Origin of the sequence: Pseudomonas corrugata, from assembly GCF_001269905.1 — a bacterium.
GTDB lineage: Bacteria > Pseudomonadota > Gammaproteobacteria > Pseudomonadales > Pseudomonadaceae > Aquipseudomonas > Aquipseudomonas corrugata.
Genome location: NZ_LHVK01000008.1, coordinates 108,156 through 126,713 on the forward strand (window position 1 = coordinate 108,156; position 18,558 = coordinate 126,713).

Below are 18,558 nucleotides of genomic sequence, written 5' to 3' on the forward strand. Positions count from 1 at the left end.
TTCACGCTATCGACACGGCGCAAGGGAGAAGGCATATGACGACTGTGGGCGACTTTCTGATTGAGCGACTTCATCAATGGGGCGTGACGCGCATTTTCGGTTACCCCGGAGATGGCATCAACGGTGTATTCGGCGCCATGCGCAGGGCACCGGACAAGATCGAATTCATTCAGTGTCGGCATGAGGAAATGGCTGCATTCATGGCCAGCGCTCACGCCAAATTCACGGGTGAATTGGGTGTCTGCATCGCAACCTCCGGGCCCGGCGCGTCACATCTTTTGACCGGCCTGTACGACGCGCGCATGGACCACATGCCTGTGCTGGCGATCACCGGCCAGCAGGCGCGTACCGCTCTCGGCGGCCATTACCAGCAAGAGCTTGACCTGGTCTCGATGTTCAAGGATGTGGCGGGCGCCTTTGTGCAGCAGGCCAGCGCGCCTTCCCAAGTCCGCCATCTGGTGGACCGCGCCGTCCGAACGGCCTTGGGCGAAAGGCGCGTCACAGCCTTGATCCTGCCCAACGACCTCCAGGACATGCCTTATGAGCCACCTGCACGTGCCCATGGCACCGTTCACTCCGGGACAGGATTCAGCCGGCCCAGAGTATTGCCATATGCCGAGGACCTGCAACGAGCCGCCGATGTGCTCAATGCAGGTAAGAAAGTCGCGATTCTGGTGGGGGCCGGGGCACTGCAAGCAAGCGATCAAGTCAGGGCCGTCGCAGAAAAGCTCGGCGCGGGCGTGGCCAAGGCCTTGTTGGGCAAGGCAGTACTTCCCGACATTTTGCCCTGGGTGACGGGCAGCATCGGCCTGCTGGGTACCGAGCCCAGCTACAAGTTGATGCAAGAGTGCGACACGCTTCTGATGATCGGTTCCGGATTCCCCTATTCCGAATTCCTGCCCAAGGAAGGTGATGCCCGCGGTGTACAAATAGACTTGAGTCCCGACATGTTGAGCCTGCGCTATCCGATGGAGGTCAACCTTACCGGGGATGCCGCTCAAACGCTGGATGCGCTGCTGCCTTTGCTCGAACACAAGACCGACCGCAAATGGCGCAGCAAGGTGGAACGCTGGCGCGGTGACTGGGACAAGACGTTGCAAAAGCGAGCATTGGTCAAGGCCGAGCCCATCAATCCTCAGCGGGTCGTGTACGAACTCTCCCCGCTATTGCCCGATGCCTCGATCGTCACCAGTGACTCAGGCTCCTGCGCCAACTGGTACGCCCGCGACTTGCAGATTCGCCCCGGCATGATGTGTTCGCTCTCGGGCGGGCTGGCGTCGATGGGCGCAGCGGTGCCTTATGCCATCGCCGCGAAATTCGCACACCCCGAGCGCCAGGTGATTGCGCTGGTTGGCGATGGCGCGATGCAGATGAACAATATGGCCGAGCTGATCACCGTCGCCAAATACTGGAAGCAATGGGCCAACGGTCGCTGGATATGCGCGGTATTCAATAATCAGGATCTGAATCAAGTGACCTGGGAACAGCGGGTCATGGAAGGCGACCCGAAGTTCTCCGCCTCGCAGGACATTCCGGATGTGCCCTACCATCTTTTCGCGATCTCCATCGGCTTGAAGGGCATTTATGTGGAGCGCGAAGAAGACATCGCAGGGGCCTGGGAACGGGCCTTGAGCAGCGACGTACCGGTGCTGATCGAGTTCAAGACCGACCCGAACGTTCCACCGCTCCCGCCCCATATCAAGCTTGAACAAGCGAAGAAGTTCGCCAGCACCTTGCTTGAAGGGGACCCGGACGAAGGCGGAATCCTCAAACAGACCGCCAAGCAATTGATCGGCAGTGTGCTGCCAGGCGGGAGCAAAGACTCATGACAAGACAAGCGGTGTTGCCGATAACGTCGGTCAACGCCCGGTCTTACAGGGTTCCCACTGGCGAGCATGAGACAGATGGCACATTGGGCTGGGATGACACCGGCGTCGTTGTTGTGCAAGTAACGGCCGGCGGCCACGAAGGGTTGGGCTACAGCTATACCGACCCACTCATGGCCCGGTTTGTGGTCCAGACCCTCAAGCCTTTGCTGCTCGGGGCCGACGCCTGGTCCATAGAAGCCCTGTTCGATCGTCTTCAGGCCCATGTTCGCAATCTGGGGCGCTCGGGCATGGCATCTGCTGCGATATCGGCAGTGGATGTCGCCCTGTGGGACCTGAAGGCCAAGGCACTGGACCTGCCGCTGGCCACTGTGCTGGGCAAGGTTCGCGACCGCGTACCGGTTTACGGCAGCGGAGGCTTTACCTCGCTCGATGCGCATCAGTTGACCGAGCAACTCGAAGGCTGGACCCAACGAGACGGTTGCACGCGGGTGAAGATCAAGGTCGGCAACGAGCAGTCTCGAGACCTGGAGCGGGTCAGGCTTGCCCGAAAGTCCATCGCCGATGCCGAGCTCATGATTGACGCCAACGGCGCCCATACGGTTCGCAGCGCGATCACTTTCGCCCACGCCGTGGCAGACCAGGGGGTGACCTGGTTTGAAGAGCCGGTGACCTGCGATGACCTTACCGGGCTCAAAGAGGTCCGCTCAGCCATGGGCGCGGCGGGATTTGCCATTGACATTGCCGCTGGTGAATACATCTGGACGCTGGATGACGCTCGTCGGCTGCTGCTGGCGGATGCGGTGGACGTGCTGCAGCTGGATGCCACGCGTTGTGGAGGCGTAACCGGCTGGCGGCGGATCACTGCGTTGGTCCCCGCCTTTCACCGCACCTGTTCGGCCCATTGTGCACCTGCCCTGCATCTGCACCTGGCTTGCGCCACGACCGGACTCGAAGACATCGAATGGTTCTGCGACCACGCCAGGATCGAATCCATGTTCTTCGACGCGGCGCCGCAAATACACGCAGGAAACATTGCCATCCAGGCTGACCGGCCAGGACATGGCCTGATCCTCAAGCATCAGAACGTCCGACGTTACGCGATCTGGGAGGGATGACATGGTTTCAGCCAGCACGCTCAAGGCCTTGGCGGCCGGTGCGGTAGGTGTCCTGGGCGTCGGGGCCTGGGTTTGGCAATCGCTGGAGGGTGACCGCAAAGGCCAGGCGCGCAAACATCGTCCGCCTGAAACGTCCCCTCACCTGTCGGCGGCCAGGCGCCTCAACCGCGGCGCAGGGATACTCGCCTTGTCGGTGGCAGCCGACAGTGCCCTGGAACACTACCGCGCAGATTTTCATAATCGTGCGATGTATACCCCCCTGGTCGCCTCGACCCTGGCATTTCTGGCCAGCGCCCATGGCTTGCAGGACCGGTCTGCGACGGCGCACCGCGTGCGCGATTCGATCTACGGTGCCGTCGTTCTGACAGGTTTGGCCGGTACAGCCTTTCATGTCTACAACGTCACTCGCAAAACCGGCGGGCTGAGCCTGGACAACCTGTTTTACGCCGCGCCACTTGGAGCACCGGCCGCGCTGATCCTTTCTGGCTTGCTCGGCAGTTATGGAGAGCGGGTCCGCGACGCGGCGAGCGACCGGTTACCGACGGTATTCGGCCTTCCCGCCGGCGAGGCAGTTGCGTTGCTGACCGTTGCGGGCCTGTTGGGCACCACCGCCGAAGCCGCATTGCTGCACCTGCGCGGATCGTTCCAGAACCCGGCGATGTATTTGCCGGTCACGCTTCCCCCGGCAGTCGCCGCGCTACTGACAGCCACCGTGGTGGAAGGTGACAGCAGACCTCGGCTGCGCTGGTTCTCTCGACTGGGCCTGCGCATGACAGCACTCCTCGGCATCATCGGCGCGTGCTTCCATGGCTTTGGCGTGCACCGCAATTTCGGCGGCTGGAAGAACTGGCGCCAGAACCTTCAGGCTGGACCGCCCATTCCGGCCCCGCCAAGCTTCACCGGCCTGGCCCTCGCAGGTCTGGCGGCGCACCGGCTGCTGGACGCCGAAGCTCACATGAAACAACGAGGCGGCGCATGAAATCCCGATACCCCGGCTACGACGTGATGCAAAAACGTCATGGCCCTTCGTGGAACGACGCCACGCGCAGCGTCATTGATCAGCGACTGGCGTTGCCGGCCCTGCCGCGTTTTTTCAATGAAGCCCAGTGGCGCACCCTCCAGGCACTGTGTGGGTGCGTGCTGCCGCAACCTGACAATCGTGAGCCTGTTCCAGTGGCGGCGATGGTCGACGACAAGCTTTATAAAGAACGCGGCGACGGCTTCATCGATACGCGCTTGCCACCCCCCGCCCAGGCGTGGTGCATGGGCCTGGCTGCAATAGACGCCGAAGCCCTGGCCCGCCAGGGTGTCCCGTTCGCTCAACTGTCGACGCAGGATCAAAGGTCAGTGATCACGGCCATCGAACAGGGCTCCGTGATGGCGACGGCTTGGAAGGATCTGCCCAGCCAATTGCTGTTTCGCTCGCGCTTGATGCACGACATCGCCAGCGCCTACTACAGCCACCCGACTGCGTGGAGCGAGGTCGGCTTCGGCGGGCCGGCCAGCCCTCGAGGGTATGTGCGTTTGGGCCCGGATCGTCGGGATGCGTGGGAAGCAGTGGAGCTCAAGGACACGCAGGTGGTGCGAATCACTGAGGCAAACCGCAATGTCAGATGACTACTTGCTCGATGCACTGCATTCCCCACGGGGGATCAATGGTCGGGCGCCCGACGTGTTCAGGCCGGGCGGTTGGGTGCCCATGCAAGAACACCGTCACGAGGAGCAGATCGATTTTGCCATTGTCGGCACTGGAGCCGGCGGGGGGACACTGGCGTGCCGTCTGGCACAGGCGGGATTTTCAGTGGTGGCATTCGATGCCGGTGCCTGGTGGCGACCACTGGAAGAATTTGCTTCGGATGAGGCGCATCAGCAGAAATTATTCTGGCTCGACGACAGGCTCAGTGCAGGCCGGAACCCGATCAAACTCGGCTCGAACAACAGCGGCAAGGCCGTGGGCGGCAGCACGGTGCATTTCGCCATGGTGTCGCTACGGTTTCGTCCAGAGTGGTTCAAGTCGCTTTCGCTATTGGGCTATGGCGCCGACTGGCCCATCGACTGGAGAGAGATGTGGCGGTACTACGCAGAAGTCGAACAGATGCTCAAGATCTCCGGGCCCATGCGCTATCCCTGGGGTCCCCGCCGCCCGCGCTACCCGTACCGTCATCACGAGTTGAATGCGGCTGGGCTGGTGCTGGCGCGGGCTTGTGAAGCAATGGGCGTGGACTGGTCCCCCACGCCGCTGGCAACGCTGTCGGCCCCCCGTGAACAGGCTCCACCCTGTGTATATCGGGGTTTCTGCGTCAGCGGTTGCTCCACCAATGCCAAGCAAAGCGTATTGAACACCTGGATACCCGAAGCGGTGGCAGCAGGCGCTGAAATTCGTGATCTGGCGATGGTGGGACGCATCGAGACCGATGCCCGCGGACGAGCATCGGGGGTGCACTTTCATCGCCAAGGCGCATGGCACTTTCAGCGTGCCCGCCATGTGATCGTGGCCGGTTATGCAATCGAGACCCCTCGCCTGCTGCTGAACTCGGCAAACGCCCGTTTCCCCGATGGCCTGGCGAACAGCTCGGGGCTGGTAGGCAAGTATCTGATGGTGCAATCCAATCAGGCCGTATGGGGCGAGATGCCCGAAGAGGTGCGCTCATACAAAGGCCCTCCATCGCTGGCCATCAGCGAGCACTGGAACTACGAAGATCGTCACAAGGATTTCCATGGCGGCTATGCATTCATGAGCCAGGGGCCCCTGCCGATGGCCTGGGCAGCCGTTCAGGCGGGGCGAGGCCTGTGGGGCGAAGAGCTGCTTCGGCAGATGCAGCACTATAATCACCTGGCCGGTTTGAAGATTGTCGGAGAAACACTGCCTCAGTTGTGCAACCACGTGAGCTTGAGCGACCGTCTGGACAAATACGGGCTTCCTATAGCAAAAGTGGACTTTTCCTACTGCGAGAACGACAAGCGTCTGATCGAGCATGCCCTGAATTTCATGCAGTCGGGCCTGGAGGCCGCGGGTGGGCGTCAGGTGTGGCAGGAAACCGACGACACTTGCCACCTCAATGGCACCGCTCGAATGGGATTTTCCCGCCAAGACAGCGTGGTCAATGCAGACTGCCGCAGTTGGGACATTCCCAACCTGTGGGTATGCGACGGCTCGGTATTCCCAACGGTGGGGGGCGTCAATCCCTCATTGACCATACAGGCCATTGCTTGCCGCACTGCCGACCGGATCAAGGCCCTGGCCGAACGCGGAGACCTTTGACAAAACGCCTTTGCCCCGGCATATGGCCGGCAAAGCGGGTCTTCGGTTGCGCAGGCTGGCAACGACGGTGTGGGTACGCACACGTGCCGCAGGTTTGCGGCATAGAGATCCGGCAAAGTCGTGTTGGCTCAAAATGTCCAGGATCCGATCACAATTGTGAACACCCGATCAAAATCCCGTTAGTCGCCACCCCCCGCCATGCATTAAAGTAACGCCCCCAGCCCCGGCGTTATCCGAACGCCCTGGGCCACCCTTTCCAGGAACCGTCACCGATGGAACATCGTGAAGCGCTGCTGGCGCTGCGAACCTTTCTTTCAACGCAGATCCTCGGCCAGGAAAAACTCATCGAGCGCCTGCTCATCGCCCTGCTCGCCGACGGCCACATGCTGGTGGAGGGCGCGCCGGGCCTGGCTAAGACCAAGGCCATCAAGGAGTTGGCCGAAGGCGTCGAAGCGCAGTTCCACCGCATCCAGTTCACCCCCGACCTGCTGCCCGCCGACATCACCGGCACGGAAATCTACCGCCCGGAAACCGGCAGCTTCGTGTTCCAGCAGGGGCCGATCTTCCATAACCTGGTGCTGGCGGACGAAATCAACCGTGCCCCGGCCAAGGTCCAGTCGGCCTTGCTCGAAGCGATGGCCGAGCGGCAGGTCAGCGTCGGACGCAGCACCTATGAGCTGTCGCCGCTGTTCCTGGTCATGGCCACGCAGAACCCGATCGAGCAGGAAGGCACTTATCCGCTGCCCGAAGCCCAGCTCGACCGGTTCCTGATGCACGTCAAGATCGGTTTCCCGGATGCCGCGGTGGAACGCCGCATCCTGCAGCAGGCCAGGGGCGAAGCGCTGCACGGCGAAACCACGCCGGAGCGGCGGGTGAGCCAGCAGGCGATCTTCTCCGCCCGCAAGGAAATCCTCGGCCTGTACATGGCCGACGCCGTGGAGGAATACCTGGTGCAACTGGTCATGGCGACCCGCACCCCGGCCAAGTTCGACCCGGAGCTGGCCGAATGGATCGCCTACGGCGCCAGCCCACGGGGTTCGATTGCCCTGGATCGCTGCGCCCGCGCCCACGCCTGGCTGGCCGGACGTGACTTCGTCAGCCCGGAAGACATCCAGGCCGTGCTGTTCGACGTGCTGCGCCATCGCATCATCCTGTCGTTCGAAGCGGAAGCCGCGGGCATCGATCAGGACCGGGTCGTGCAGCGGATCCTCGACGTCGTCGCTGTCGCTTGAGCATGAGGTCATGAATAACCCACTGGCGCCCACACCGGGCATCCGCGTCAGCCTTTCGGAGCTGATCGAGATGCGCCATCGCGTGCGCGAAGTGCAGTTGTTTTCGACACCGGGCCAGCGCAGCCCGTTGATCGGCCTGCATCACTCCAAGCTGCGCGGACGCGGGGTAGACTTTGACCAGGTGCGGGTCTACCAGGCCGGCGACGATGTACGCACCATCGACTGGCGCGTCACCGCCCGGACCCAGGAGCCCCATACCAAACTGTTCCATGAAGAACGGGAACGGCCGATCTTCATCATGATCGAACAGAGCCATCGCCTGTTCTTCGGCTCGGGGCAAGTATTCAAGTCGGTGCTTGCCGCCCAGGCCGCCAGCCTTATCGGCTGGGCAGCGCTGGGGCATAACGATCGGGTGGGTGGGCTGGTGTTCGGCAACAACACCCATTACGAGGTCAAGCCAAGGCGCAGTAAGCAGAGCCTGCTGCAACTGCTCAATCGCCTGGTGCGGGTCAACCAGTCGCTGCACACCGAAAGCGAGCCGGACCGCGATTCATTCGGCGTTGCCCTGCGCCGGGCCCGCGAGGTGCTGCGCCCCGGCAGCCTGGTCATTGTGATCTGCGACGAGCGTGCGCTGTCCGACAGCGCCGAGCAGCAACTGAGCCTGCTGTCCCGTCATTGCGACCTGTTGCTGCTGCCGCTGTCGGACCCGCTTGACCACGCCCTCCCCGCTGCCGGATTGCTGCGCTTCACCCAACGTGGCGCGCAGCTGGAACTCGATACCTTGAACCTCGAACTGCGCCAGGCCTATCGGGCGCAGGCCGAAGCACGCCAGGCACGCTGGGAGTGGCTGGCGCAGAAGCTGCGAATCCTGATGTTACCCCTCAGCACCCAGGGTGACATGGTCGAACAACTGCGCGACTACCTGAATCCCGGCCGGGCGGGGAAAAGCCGATGAGCAGCCTTGATCAGTTGCAGCCGCTGATAGCCCCCCCTCCCGTCGGTTTCTGGCCTCCAGCGCCCGGCTGGTGGCTGCTGCTGGTGCTGTTGCCGTTACTGGGGCTGGGCTTGTGGCAATTGCGCCGGTTCCTGCCCATCAAGCGCACCAGTGTCCGCGCCGAGCAACCTCTGGACCCGGTGCGCCTCGCCGCCCTGGCCGAACTCGCACTCCTGCCCAAACCCTATGACGGCGCGCCGGCCGGTGCCTGGCTGCAGCAACTCAACGGGCTGCTCAAGCGCCTGTGCCGCAACCACTACCCCTACAGCCAGAGCCACACCCTCAACGGGCGGAAGTGGCTGGCCTTCCTGGATAACCGTTGCCCGGCGGCCGGGCTGACCCGTTGGATGGTGCTGGTCGAAGGTGCGTACAAGCCCGAATGCAAGCTGGATGACAAGGCCATCGCCGGCCTGACCCAAGCCGTTGAAATCTGGATTCGCAAGCATGTTTGAATTCGCCTGGCCGTGGATCTTCGCCCTGTTGCCGCTGCCCTGGCTGATGCGCCTGGTGCTGCCGGCGGCCGACAGCGGCGAGTCGATGCTCAAGGTCAGCTTCCTGGAGGACCTGGAAGGCCTCGTCGGGCGTCGGGCCCGGGCCAGCCTGCCGAGCTGGCGTCAACAGGCGCCCTTCATCCTGCTCTGGCTGCTGTTGCTGATCGCCGCCGCCCGCCCGCAATGGTTGGGCGAGCCGCTGCCAATTGCCGCCAGCGGCCGTGACCTGCTGGTGGCGGTGGATGTCTCGGGTTCCATGGACTTTCCCGACATGCAGTGGAAGGACGAAGAAGTCAGCCGCCTGGCGCTGGTCCAGCACATGCTCGGGGACTTTCTCGAAAGCCGCGAAGGCGATCGGGTCGGCCTGATCCTGTTCGGCAGCCAGGCCTATCTGCAAGCGCCGCTGACATTCGATCGCCGCACGGTACGGCGCTGGCTCGACGAAGCGCGCGTCGGCATTGCCGGCAAGAACACCGCCATCGGCGACGCGATTGGGCTGGCCCTCAAACGCCTGCGCCAGCGCCCGGCCCACAGCCGCGTGCTGATCCTGGTCACCGACGGCGCCAACAACGGTGGCGAGATCGACCCGCTGACCGCCGCCCGGCTGGCTGCCGACGAAGGCGTGAAGATTTATCCCATCGGCATCGGTGCCGATCCGGAACAAAGCGGCACTGCGGGTTTTCTCGGCGTCAATCCGAGCCTGGACCTTGACGAGCCAACACTCAAGGACATCGCCCAAGCCACGGGCGGCCGCTACTTTCGCGCCCAGGATGGTGAGCAACTGCTTGCGATCAAGACCACCCTCGACCAGCTCGAACCGGTGGCCCAGCAACCGACCCAGGCGCGCCCCGCCCAGGCGCTCTATCAATGGCCGCTGGCCGTTGCGCTGCTGTTGAGCGTGTTGCTGGTGGCCCGGGAGCGCTGGCCGGACAACCCGTTGCAGCGCCTGTTCACCCAGCCCCTTTTCCAACCAGCGCACCCCACCGAATGGCGTCAACGCCTCAAACGCCTGCGTTTGCGGAGGCGTCGATGAGCGCTTTCTGGCCTCACTGGCTACGCCCCGCTTTCGTGTTGCTGCTGCCCCTGCTGGGCTGGTTGCTCTGGCAGCTGTGGCATCGGCAGAAACGGGTAGGCCGCTGGCAGATGATCCTGCCCCCGGCGTTCCATGCCGTGCTGCTCAGTGGCGGCAGCGGCCGGGAAAGCCGGCTGCCCTGGATCGCCTTGGGCCTGGGCTGGTTGCTGATGGTGCTGGCATTGCTGGGGCCAAGCTGGGCGCGGGTCGAGCAGACCAGCCAGAAACCCGCCGACCCGCTGGTGGTGGTGCTGGAACTGACGCCAGAGATGCTCGCCACCGACGTTCCACCTACACGCCTGGAGCAGTCCCGGCGCAAGCTGTTGGACCTGCTGCATAACCGCAGCGATGCGCAGACGGCGATCATTGTCTATGCCGGCAGTGCCCATACGCTGGTCCCACTGTCCGACGACCTGTCCACCAGCACCAACCTGCTCGAAGCACTGACACCTTCGATCATGCCGCAAAGTGGTCATCGCGCCGACCTGGCGATCAACAAGGCCATGGCCCTGCTGGAGCAGGGCGGGCTGGGCCATGGCCGGATCCTGTGGATCGGCTCATCGTTGAACGAGCAGGAACGCCAAGGCATTCACCTGGTGCTTGAAGGTTCCGCCACGCGTTTGTTGATGCTCGGCATCGGTACCCGGGAAGGCGCGCCGGTGGCCCAGGACGATGGTAGCTATCTCAAGGATGAGCAAGGTGCGATCCTGGTGCCGCGCCTGGACAGCCAGAGCCTCAAGTCCTTCGCCAGTGAGCTGGACGGTCGCTATCGCCCGGCGCGCCTGGACGACAGCGACCTGAAAGGCCTCGGCCTGCTGGCCGGCCCGCGCCATCTACGCAGCGACGGCCAGACCCTTCGGCTGGACACCTGGGCAGACCAGGGCTATTGGTTGCTCCTGCCGCTGTTGCTGCTGGCCGCCTGCGCCGGACGCCGGGGCTGGTTGTTCTGTCTGCCATTGCTATTTTCCTTGCCGCAGACCGGTCATGCCTTCGAATTCCAGGACCTGTGGTTGCGCCCCGACCAGCAAGGCCTGCATCTGCTGAAGCAGAAGCGCCCCGCCGAGGCCGCCGAGCACTTCGAGGACAGCCAATGGCAAGGGGTCGCCTTGTATGAAGCGGGCGCCTACGGCGAAGCCGCCCGACGTTTTGCCGAGGGCAGCGACGCCCGAGCGCATTACAATCGGGGCAACGCGTTGGCCAGAAGTGGCGAATTGGAGGCCGCGCTGGATGCGTATGAACAGGCCCTGGAATTGCAACCGGACCTGCGCCCGGCGCAAACCAACAAGGCCCTGGTGGAAAGCCTGTTGAAGGAGCAGGCTTCGCCGCCGGATGAACCCGAGCCTGCCGAAAGCGAGGAGTCGGGCCCCCCAGAGCAATCGCCAAGCGCCGGTGCGCCCCCCCAGTCTTCGCAGACCGAATCGACCCCTGCCGAAGCCGCCACGGCACTGGATGAAACCCAGGCGTCCCACAAGCCTGCGACGGGCGCCCAGGACGTACCGGGCAGCGAATTGCCCGATGAACAGACCACCACACCCCCGCTGCGCCCCGCCGCCGGCCAGCGCAACGAAGAAGAAGAGCATCAGGCGCTGGAGCAATGGTTGCGCCAGATCCCGGATAACCCGGGGGAACTGCTCAGGCGAAAATTCTGGTATGAACAGCAAAGCCATCAGGCCCAGGGAAAAACCCAATGATCCGCTTCACCGCCCAGTTCCTTGCCCTGCTGTTCTGGATGGGCGCCGCCCAGGCTGCACAGTTGACGGCCAGCGTGGATCGCAGCCGCCTCAACTCAGGGGAAACGGTGGAACTGACCCTGGAATCCAACGACGCCACGCTGTTCGGCAAGCCGGACCTGAGTTCGCTGCAGTCGTTATTCGATGTGCGCGGCACCCGCCAAGTCAACCAGTTGACCACCCTGGATGGCGAAAACCGCGCCACCACGCGCTGGATCGTAACCCTGCTGCCACGCCAGAGCGGCACCGTGATCATCCCCGCCGTGCATTTGGGCGAAGTGGCCAGCCAGCCGATAACGCTGCAAGTGATCGAAAGCGAAACCCGCAATGCGGCCGGGACCCTCGCACCGATATTCATCGAAGCCAGCCTCGACCAGAGCCATGTGTATGTGCAGGCCCAGGCGATCCTGACCCTGCGCATCTATCATTCGGTGTCGCTGTACGACGACAGCAGCCTGACGCCCCTGCACATTCCCGACGCACGTTCCGAACAGTTGGGTGAGTCCCGCACCTATGAGAAAGTCATCAACGATGTGCGCCACGGCGTGATCGAACTGCGTTACGGCATCTATCCACAGCGCAGTGGCGAACTGACGATCCCGGCCCAGACTTTCAGCGCCACCCTGGTCGAGCCCGTGGCCAAGGACGCCACATCGTCGGGGGCGAAACCCGGCCAGTTGATGCACGTCAGCTCGACGCCACTGCTGTTGACCGTCGATCCCAAGCCGGCCAGCTACCCGGCCGATGTGCCCTGGTTGCCGGCACGCAGCTTGTCCTTGAGCGAAAGCTGGAGTCCGGAACCGACCCATAGCCAGGTGGGTGATTCCCTGACCCGCAGCCTGACCCTTGAAGCCGAAGGTCTGGCCAGCGCCCAACTGCCACCGTTGCCGGCCACTGAAATCAGCGGTCTGCGGCGCTATCCCGATCAGCCGGTGCTGAGCAGCCGCAGCAGCGAACGCGGACTGGTGGGCAGCCGTGAAGACCGCGAGGCGCTGGTGCCAAACCGCAGCGGCACCATCGAGCTGCCGCCCGTTGAGGTGATCTGGTGGAACACCCGGGAAAATCACCTGGACCGCACCAGTCTTCCGGCGCGAACCCTGCAAGTGGCAAACAACCCGAGCCTGATGGTGGATACGCCAACGGGTACGCCCCAGATCGTGACCACCGTCGACAACGAAGCCTTGTGGTACTGGCAACTGAGCTCGTTCCTCCTGGCCTGCACGACACTGCTCGGCTTCGGCTTGTGGTGGCGCGCCCGCTCGCAGCCGGCGATCCTGCGCGCGGCCCAGGCCGGACCGAGCCCACGCACCTTGCTGGACGACCTCAAGCGTACCTGCCTGGCCAACGACCCCCATGCCACCCGTCAGGCACTCGACGCCTGGGCCCGTCAGCAGCCGGAAACCCTGGCCGACATGGCGGCGCGCTTCGTCCCCCTGTCCGACGCCCTGGATGGCCTCAACGGCGCGCTCTACAGCGAAACCGGCCAGCACTGGCAGGGCGAAGACCTGTGGCGCGCCATTCGGGCCATTCCCGCCGCGGAGCGCTCCCAGGACCCGTTGGGTGACAGTGGGTTGCCACCGCTCTACCCGAAATAATCCCCAGCCCTTGTGGCGAGGGGATTTATCCCCGCTGGGCTGCAAAGCAGCCCCAGAACAGGCGACTCAATCTGTCTGATACATCGAGGTGTCAGGTTTAGGGCCGCTTCGCAGCCCAACGGGGATAAATCCCCTCGCCACAGGATCGGTTGTTCCCAGTAAACTCAGCATCCTTTCAGCCGCCCTTTTTTCACGCGGCCATCACCTGTTTTCTGGAGTTTGCCTTGCGTCTGTTCCACACCTCCGACTGGCACCTGGGGCAAAATCTGCACGGCCAGGAGCGCGATTTCGAACACGCGTGCTTCCTCGAGTGGCTGCTGCGCCAGTTGGCCAGCGAAAAGCCCGATGTCCTGCTGATTGCCGGCGATATCTTCGATACCGTCAACCCGCCGGTCAAAGCCCAGGAGCGACTGTACGACTTCATCGTCAGCGCCCACGAACAACACCCCAACCTGACCATTGTGATGATCGCCGGCAACCACGATTCCGGCTCTCGGATCGAGCTACCCGCGCCGTTGATGCGACGGCTGCGTACCCACGCCCTCGGCCGGGTGTTGTGGCTGGACGACGGGCAACTGGACGTCGAACGCCTGCTGCTGCCGTTGCCCGATGCCAAGGGCAAGACCAGGGCCTGGTGCCTGGCCCTGCCGTTCCTGCGCCCCGCCGAAGTGACCGGCGCGCAACTGGGCGATGACTACCTGCGGGGCATCGGCCAGGTCCACGAATGGCTGATCGCCGCCGCCAACGGCAAGCGCAAGAAGGGCCAGGCATTGATCGCCATCAGCCATGCGCACATGGCCGGCGGTTCGGTGTCCGAGGACTCGGAGCGCAGCCTGATCATCGGCAACGCCGAAGCCCTGCCCGCCAGCCTCTTCGGCCCGAGCATCAGCTACGTCGCCCTCGGCCACTTGCACAAACCGCAAAAGGTCAACGGCGAAGAACGCATCCGCTACAGCGGCTCGCCGATTCCGCTGTCCTTCTCGGAAATCGGTTACAAGCATCAGATCCTCGACGTCACCCTGGACGGCGATACCCTGGTCAAGGTCGAGCCACGATTGATTCCCCGGGCCGTCAATCTGCAACGCCTGGGCCCGGCGCCACTGGCCGAGATCCTCGGGCAGCTCAAGGACCTCCCGGACATCGACCTGCTGGCCGACATCCAGCGGCAGCCCTGGTTGGAAGTGCGGGTGCGCCTCGACGAGCCACAACCGGACCTGCGCAATCAGGTGGAAGCCGCACTGCAAGGCAAAGCTGTGCGACTGGTGCGGATCGCCGCCGAATACGCGGGCCACGGCAGTGCCGGGAGTACCGATGACGACGCAGCCTTGATCGAACTGGATCAACTGAGCCCACAGGAACTGTTCAGCCGGGCCTGGCAGGACACCTATGGCAACGAAGTGGATGAGCAGACCCTCAAGGATTTTGCCCTGCTGCTGCAGGACGTTCAGATGGAGGGCGAGCAACCATGAAGATCCTCGCGATCCGCCTCAAGAACCTCGCCTCCCTGGCTGGCCCTTTCGACATCGACTTCACCGCCGAACCCCTGGCCAGCGCCGGCCTGTTCGCCATCACCGGCCCCACCGGCGCCGGCAAAAGCACCTTGCTCGATGCCCTGTGCCTGGCGTTGTTCGGTGCTGTGCCGCGCCTCAACCACACTGGGCGCGATGCCAAGGTGCCGGACGCCGACGGGGAAATCGCCACCGGGGACCCACGCACATTGTTGCGCCGCGGTACCGGCGATGGCTACGCCGAGGTGGATTTCCGCGGCATCGACGGGCGCCGTTATCGTGCCCGTTGGGAGGCCAATCGCGCTCGGGAAAAGGCCGGCGGCAAGTTGCAGGCCAGTCGCCAGAGCCTGCGGGACCTGGACAATGACCAACTGCTGGCAAGTCAGAAAGGCGAGTACAAGGCTCAGCTCGAAGCTGCCTTGGGCCTGAACTTCGAGCAGTTCACCCGTGCCGTGTTGTTGGCCCAAAGTGAGTTCAGCGCATTTCTCAAGGCCGATGACAACGACCGCAGCGAACTGCTGGAAAAACTCACCGACACTGCCCTGTACACCCGCCTCGGCCGCCGCGCATTCGACAAGGCCAAGCTGGCCAGGGAAAACCACAAGCATTTACAGGACCAGGCCACCGGCGTCACCCCGCTGTCCCCCGAGGCCCGGGCCGAGTTGGACACGCGCTTCAACGAAGCCCAGCAACAGCTCAAGACCCAACAGGCCCAACTCAAGCAGCTGGAGCTGCAACACACCTGGCTCAAGGACCTGCACCAATTGCAGGAAGCGCACGCCAGCGCCGCTGAACAACTGCAACAGGCCGAGGCCGACTGGAACACCCTGGCGCAAGAGCGCCTGAAACTGACCCGCCTGGAGCAACTGGCGCCCCAGCGCCATCAGTTCATCCGCCAGGCGGAACTGACCCGGCTCCTGGCGCCTCTAGCGATACAGATCCGGCAGCTAGGCCAGCAGCAGATCGACCTGAATGAACAACAGGCAGAACTGGAAAAAGCCCTGGCCGCAGCACAACAGGCACTGGCCTCAGCCCGTCAACAAAACACCGACAACGCGCCGTTGCTACGCAAGGCCTTTGAAGAGCAGAACACCCTCGCCCGCCTGATCACGGAAGCCAATCAGGGGGGCGAGCGCCAGGCGCAGGCGCAATTGGCCTGCACGGATGGCCAGCGTACCATCGACACCCTGCTCGAACAGCAGAACCAGGTGGCCGCGCGCCTGGCGCGCATCGCCACCGAGCTTGAGCAAAGCACCCACCTCGCGCCGCTGAGCGATGCCTGGAAGGCTTACCGTGATCGCCTCCAACAGTTGATGCTGATCGGCAACCGCTTGAACAAGGGCCAGGCCGAACTCGCTACGCTGGAACACAGCGCCACGCGCGCGGCCGAGGAGTTGGTAGCCCGTCGGCAAGAGCTCGAAGTGCTTTACAAGGAGGCCGGCGCCGAACCCGAAGCCGTGTCCGAACAGATCCAACTGCTCGGCACTCTGCTGCAAGACAATCGCAAGCAACAACGGGCCTTCGAAGACCTCACGCGGTTGTGGGCCAGCCAGCAAGAGCTGGACAAACGTGGCACCGAGCTTGAACAACGCCAGCAACAGGCGTTGCAGGAGCGCGACCGACTGGTGCGCGAAGGCGGCGAAGCCAAGGCCGAGCTGGCGGTTGCCGAACAGACCCTGACGGTGACCCGCGAACTGCTGGCGCGCCAACGACTGGCCCGCAGCGAAAGCGTCGAACACTTGCGCGCGCAGCTACAGGACGAGCAGCCTTGCCCTGTGTGCGGCAGCGTCGAGCATCCTTATCATCAGCCAGAAGCGCTGCTGCAAAGCCTCGGACGCCACGATGAAAACGAAGAGGCCAGCGCCCGCAGCGCCGTCGACCTGCTCAATGAAAAAGTCATCGACCTGCGTGCGCAGTACAGCGGTGTCATAGCCCAGCTCAAGGAGCTGAAACAACAGCAGGAACAGCTGGCAGCCCAGCAACAGGATCTGACCCCCAGCCTTGAAGCCCATCCGCTGTCCGCGCAACTACTGGCGCAAGATGCCGCCAGGCGCGACGCCTGGCTGGCCCAGCAGAACACCCAACTGCATCAGCGCATCAACCAGGACGAACAACGACAAGCAGCCCTTCTGACCCTGCAACAGGACGCCGCACGCCTGTCCCAACACCTGCGTAACGCTGAAACGGCGAGCCAACAGGCGTCACTGCACTTGAGCAATCAGCAACAGGAATTGGACCGGGATCGGCAACGCCTGGACGATGAGCTGAGTCACTTCAGCAGCCTGTTGCCAGCGCAGACCTTGCAAGCCCTGCGCACCGAGCCCGCCGCGACCTTCATGCAGCTCGACCAGCAGATTGCCCAACGCCTGGAGCAATTGGAACAGCAGCGTGACGAACTCAGCGAACAGCTCGAACGCCAGCAGACCCTGGAAAAGGAACGAGACCGTCAACAGACCCGCGTCCAGCAACTGGAGTCGGCGCAACAACAACTCAAGGGCCTGACCGAACAACAGCAGGCCTGCCACCAAACCCTCGCGCAACTGCTCGGCGAACATGGCAGCGCAGAACAGTGGCAGCAACAACTCGACCAGGCCCTGGAACAGGCGCGCACAACCGAAACAGCGGCCAATCAGCAACTGCACGAATTGCGCAACAGTCTGGTGCAACTGGCTACCGAACTCAAAGCCCGGCAGGAGCAGGCGCACGCCCTGGATTCTGAATACCAGGCCCTGGCCGCTGGCATCGCGCAATGGCGCACTTCCCATGCGGAACTGGACGACGCTTCCCTCGAAGCCCTGCTCGCTCTCGATGAGCAACAGGTCGGCCAGTTGCGCCAGCGATTGCTCAGCAGTGAAAAGGCCATTGAGCAGGCCCGCGTATTGCTGACCGAACGGGAACAGCGCCTGCAGAATCATCAGGCCCAGCACAACGGCAACCTGTTGCCCGAACAACTGGCCGAGGCCCTCGCCCAACTGCAACAGCAATTTTCCGCCAGCGAACAACGTTGCGCCGAGCTGCGTGCCGAACAGGCAGAAGACCAACGCCGACAGAACGCCAACCAGGCCCTGGCCCTGCAAATCGAGCAAGCCTATACCGAGTATCAGCGCTGGGCCCGGCTGGATGCGCTGATCGGTTCGGCCACTGGCGACCGCTTCCGCAAACTGGCCCAGGCCTACAACCTCGATTTGCTGGTGCACCACGCCAACGTCCAGTTGCGGCAACTGGTGCGCCGCTACCGGCTCAAGCGCGGCGGCAGCATGCTCGGGCTCCTGGTGCTGGATACGGAAATGGGCGATGAACTGCGTTCGGTGCATTCACTGTCGGGGGGCGAAACCTTCCTGGTCTCCCTTGCCCTGGCGCTGGGCCTGGCGTCGATGGCGTCCAGTACGCTGAGGATCGAGTCGCTGTTCATCGACGAAGGCTTTGGCAGCCTCGACCCCGAGTCCCTGCAACTGGCAATGGACGCCCTCGATGGCTTGCAGGCCCAGGGTCGCAAGGTCGCGGTGATCTCCCACGTGCAGGAAATGCACGAACGGATCCCGGTGCAGATTCGGGTCCAGCGTCAGGGGAATGGGTTGAGTACGGTGGAGGTCAAGTAGGACTGCTGAACACCTGTGGACCTTGTGGGAGCGAGCCTGCTCGCGATGGCGGTGGGTCAGCTTGCATCAAGGTTGACTGTACCGCCGCTATCGCGAGCAGGCTCGCTCCCACAGGATTTGTGGCTTGACTG

The 18,558-nt window shown here is 63.4% G+C and carries 13 protein-coding genes; all 13 read left to right on the plus strand.

Going from position 1 to position 18,558, the window contains the following annotated elements:
- Window positions 1-35: 35 nt before the first annotated feature.
- The 13 genes from AD665_RS11800 (at window position 36) to AD665_RS11860 (ending at window position 18,427) form a co-directional block, all read left to right on the plus strand.
- Window positions 36-1,829 (plus strand): thiamine pyrophosphate-requiring protein, encoded by a 1,794-nt coding sequence (locus AD665_RS11800; RefSeq protein ID WP_024779678.1) that lies wholly within the window; start codon window positions 36-38, stop codon window positions 1,827-1,829.
- On the plus strand, window positions 1,826-2,944 hold the full coding sequence (locus tag AD665_RS11805) for an enolase C-terminal domain-like protein (protein ID WP_024779679.1): 1,119 nt from the start codon (window positions 1,826-1,828) through the stop codon (window positions 2,942-2,944). Before AD665_RS11800 ends, AD665_RS11805 begins: the two co-directional genes overlap by 4 nt.
- 1 nt (window position 2,945) lies before the next feature.
- Window positions 2,946-3,923 carry a hypothetical protein gene (locus tag AD665_RS11810; RefSeq protein WP_053192173.1) on the plus strand — a complete coding sequence of 326 codons (978 nt, stop codon included), beginning with the start codon at window positions 2,946-2,948 and terminating at the stop codon, window positions 3,921-3,923.
- Complete coding sequence (locus AD665_RS11815) at window positions 3,920-4,561, plus strand: gluconate 2-dehydrogenase subunit 3 family protein (protein WP_053192175.1); 642 nt, start codon at window positions 3,920-3,922, stop codon at window positions 4,559-4,561. The genes AD665_RS11810 and AD665_RS11815 overlap by 4 nt, the downstream gene beginning before the upstream one ends.
- Window positions 4,551-6,206, plus strand: coding sequence for a GMC family oxidoreductase (locus AD665_RS11820; RefSeq protein ID WP_024779682.1), 1,656 nt, complete (start codon window positions 4,551-4,553; stop codon window positions 6,204-6,206). Before AD665_RS11815 ends, AD665_RS11820 begins: the two co-directional genes overlap by 11 nt.
- Before the next feature lie 272 nt (window positions 6,207-6,478).
- The gene (locus AD665_RS11825) at window positions 6,479-7,438 is read left to right on the plus strand and encodes an AAA family ATPase (RefSeq protein ID WP_024779683.1); all 960 of its coding nucleotides are present in this window, start codon (window positions 6,479-6,481) and stop codon (window positions 7,436-7,438) included.
- Between the two features lie 10 nt (window positions 7,439-7,448).
- On the plus strand, window positions 7,449-8,393 hold the full coding sequence (locus tag AD665_RS11830; protein ID WP_024779684.1) for a DUF58 domain-containing protein: 945 nt from the start codon (window positions 7,449-7,451) through the stop codon (window positions 8,391-8,393).
- Window positions 8,390-8,884 (plus strand): DUF4381 domain-containing protein, encoded by a 495-nt coding sequence (locus tag AD665_RS11835; protein ID WP_024779685.1) that lies wholly within the window; start codon window positions 8,390-8,392, stop codon window positions 8,882-8,884. The genes AD665_RS11830 and AD665_RS11835 overlap by 4 nt, the downstream gene beginning before the upstream one ends.
- Window positions 8,877-9,956 (plus strand): vWA domain-containing protein, encoded by a 1,080-nt coding sequence (locus AD665_RS11840; protein WP_024779686.1) that lies wholly within the window; start codon window positions 8,877-8,879, stop codon window positions 9,954-9,956. The genes AD665_RS11835 and AD665_RS11840 overlap by 8 nt, the downstream gene beginning before the upstream one ends.
- Window positions 9,953-11,686, plus strand: a complete 1,734-nt coding sequence (locus tag AD665_RS11845; RefSeq protein ID WP_024779687.1) for a tetratricopeptide repeat protein — start codon at window positions 9,953-9,955, stop codon at window positions 11,684-11,686. The genes AD665_RS11840 and AD665_RS11845 overlap by 4 nt, the downstream gene beginning before the upstream one ends.
- On the plus strand, window positions 11,683-13,320 hold the full coding sequence (locus AD665_RS11850; protein ID WP_024779688.1) for a BatD family protein: 1,638 nt from the start codon (window positions 11,683-11,685) through the stop codon (window positions 13,318-13,320). The genes AD665_RS11845 and AD665_RS11850 overlap by 4 nt, the downstream gene beginning before the upstream one ends.
- A 224-nt stretch (window positions 13,321-13,544) precedes the next feature.
- Complete coding sequence (locus tag AD665_RS11855; protein ID WP_053192177.1) at window positions 13,545-14,789, plus strand: exonuclease SbcCD subunit D C-terminal domain-containing protein; 1,245 nt, start codon at window positions 13,545-13,547, stop codon at window positions 14,787-14,789.
- On the plus strand, window positions 14,786-18,427 hold the full coding sequence (locus AD665_RS11860; RefSeq protein WP_053192179.1) for an AAA family ATPase: 3,642 nt from the start codon (window positions 14,786-14,788) through the stop codon (window positions 18,425-18,427). Before AD665_RS11855 ends, AD665_RS11860 begins: the two co-directional genes overlap by 4 nt.
- The last annotated feature ends 131 nt before the right edge of the window (window positions 18,428-18,558 follow it).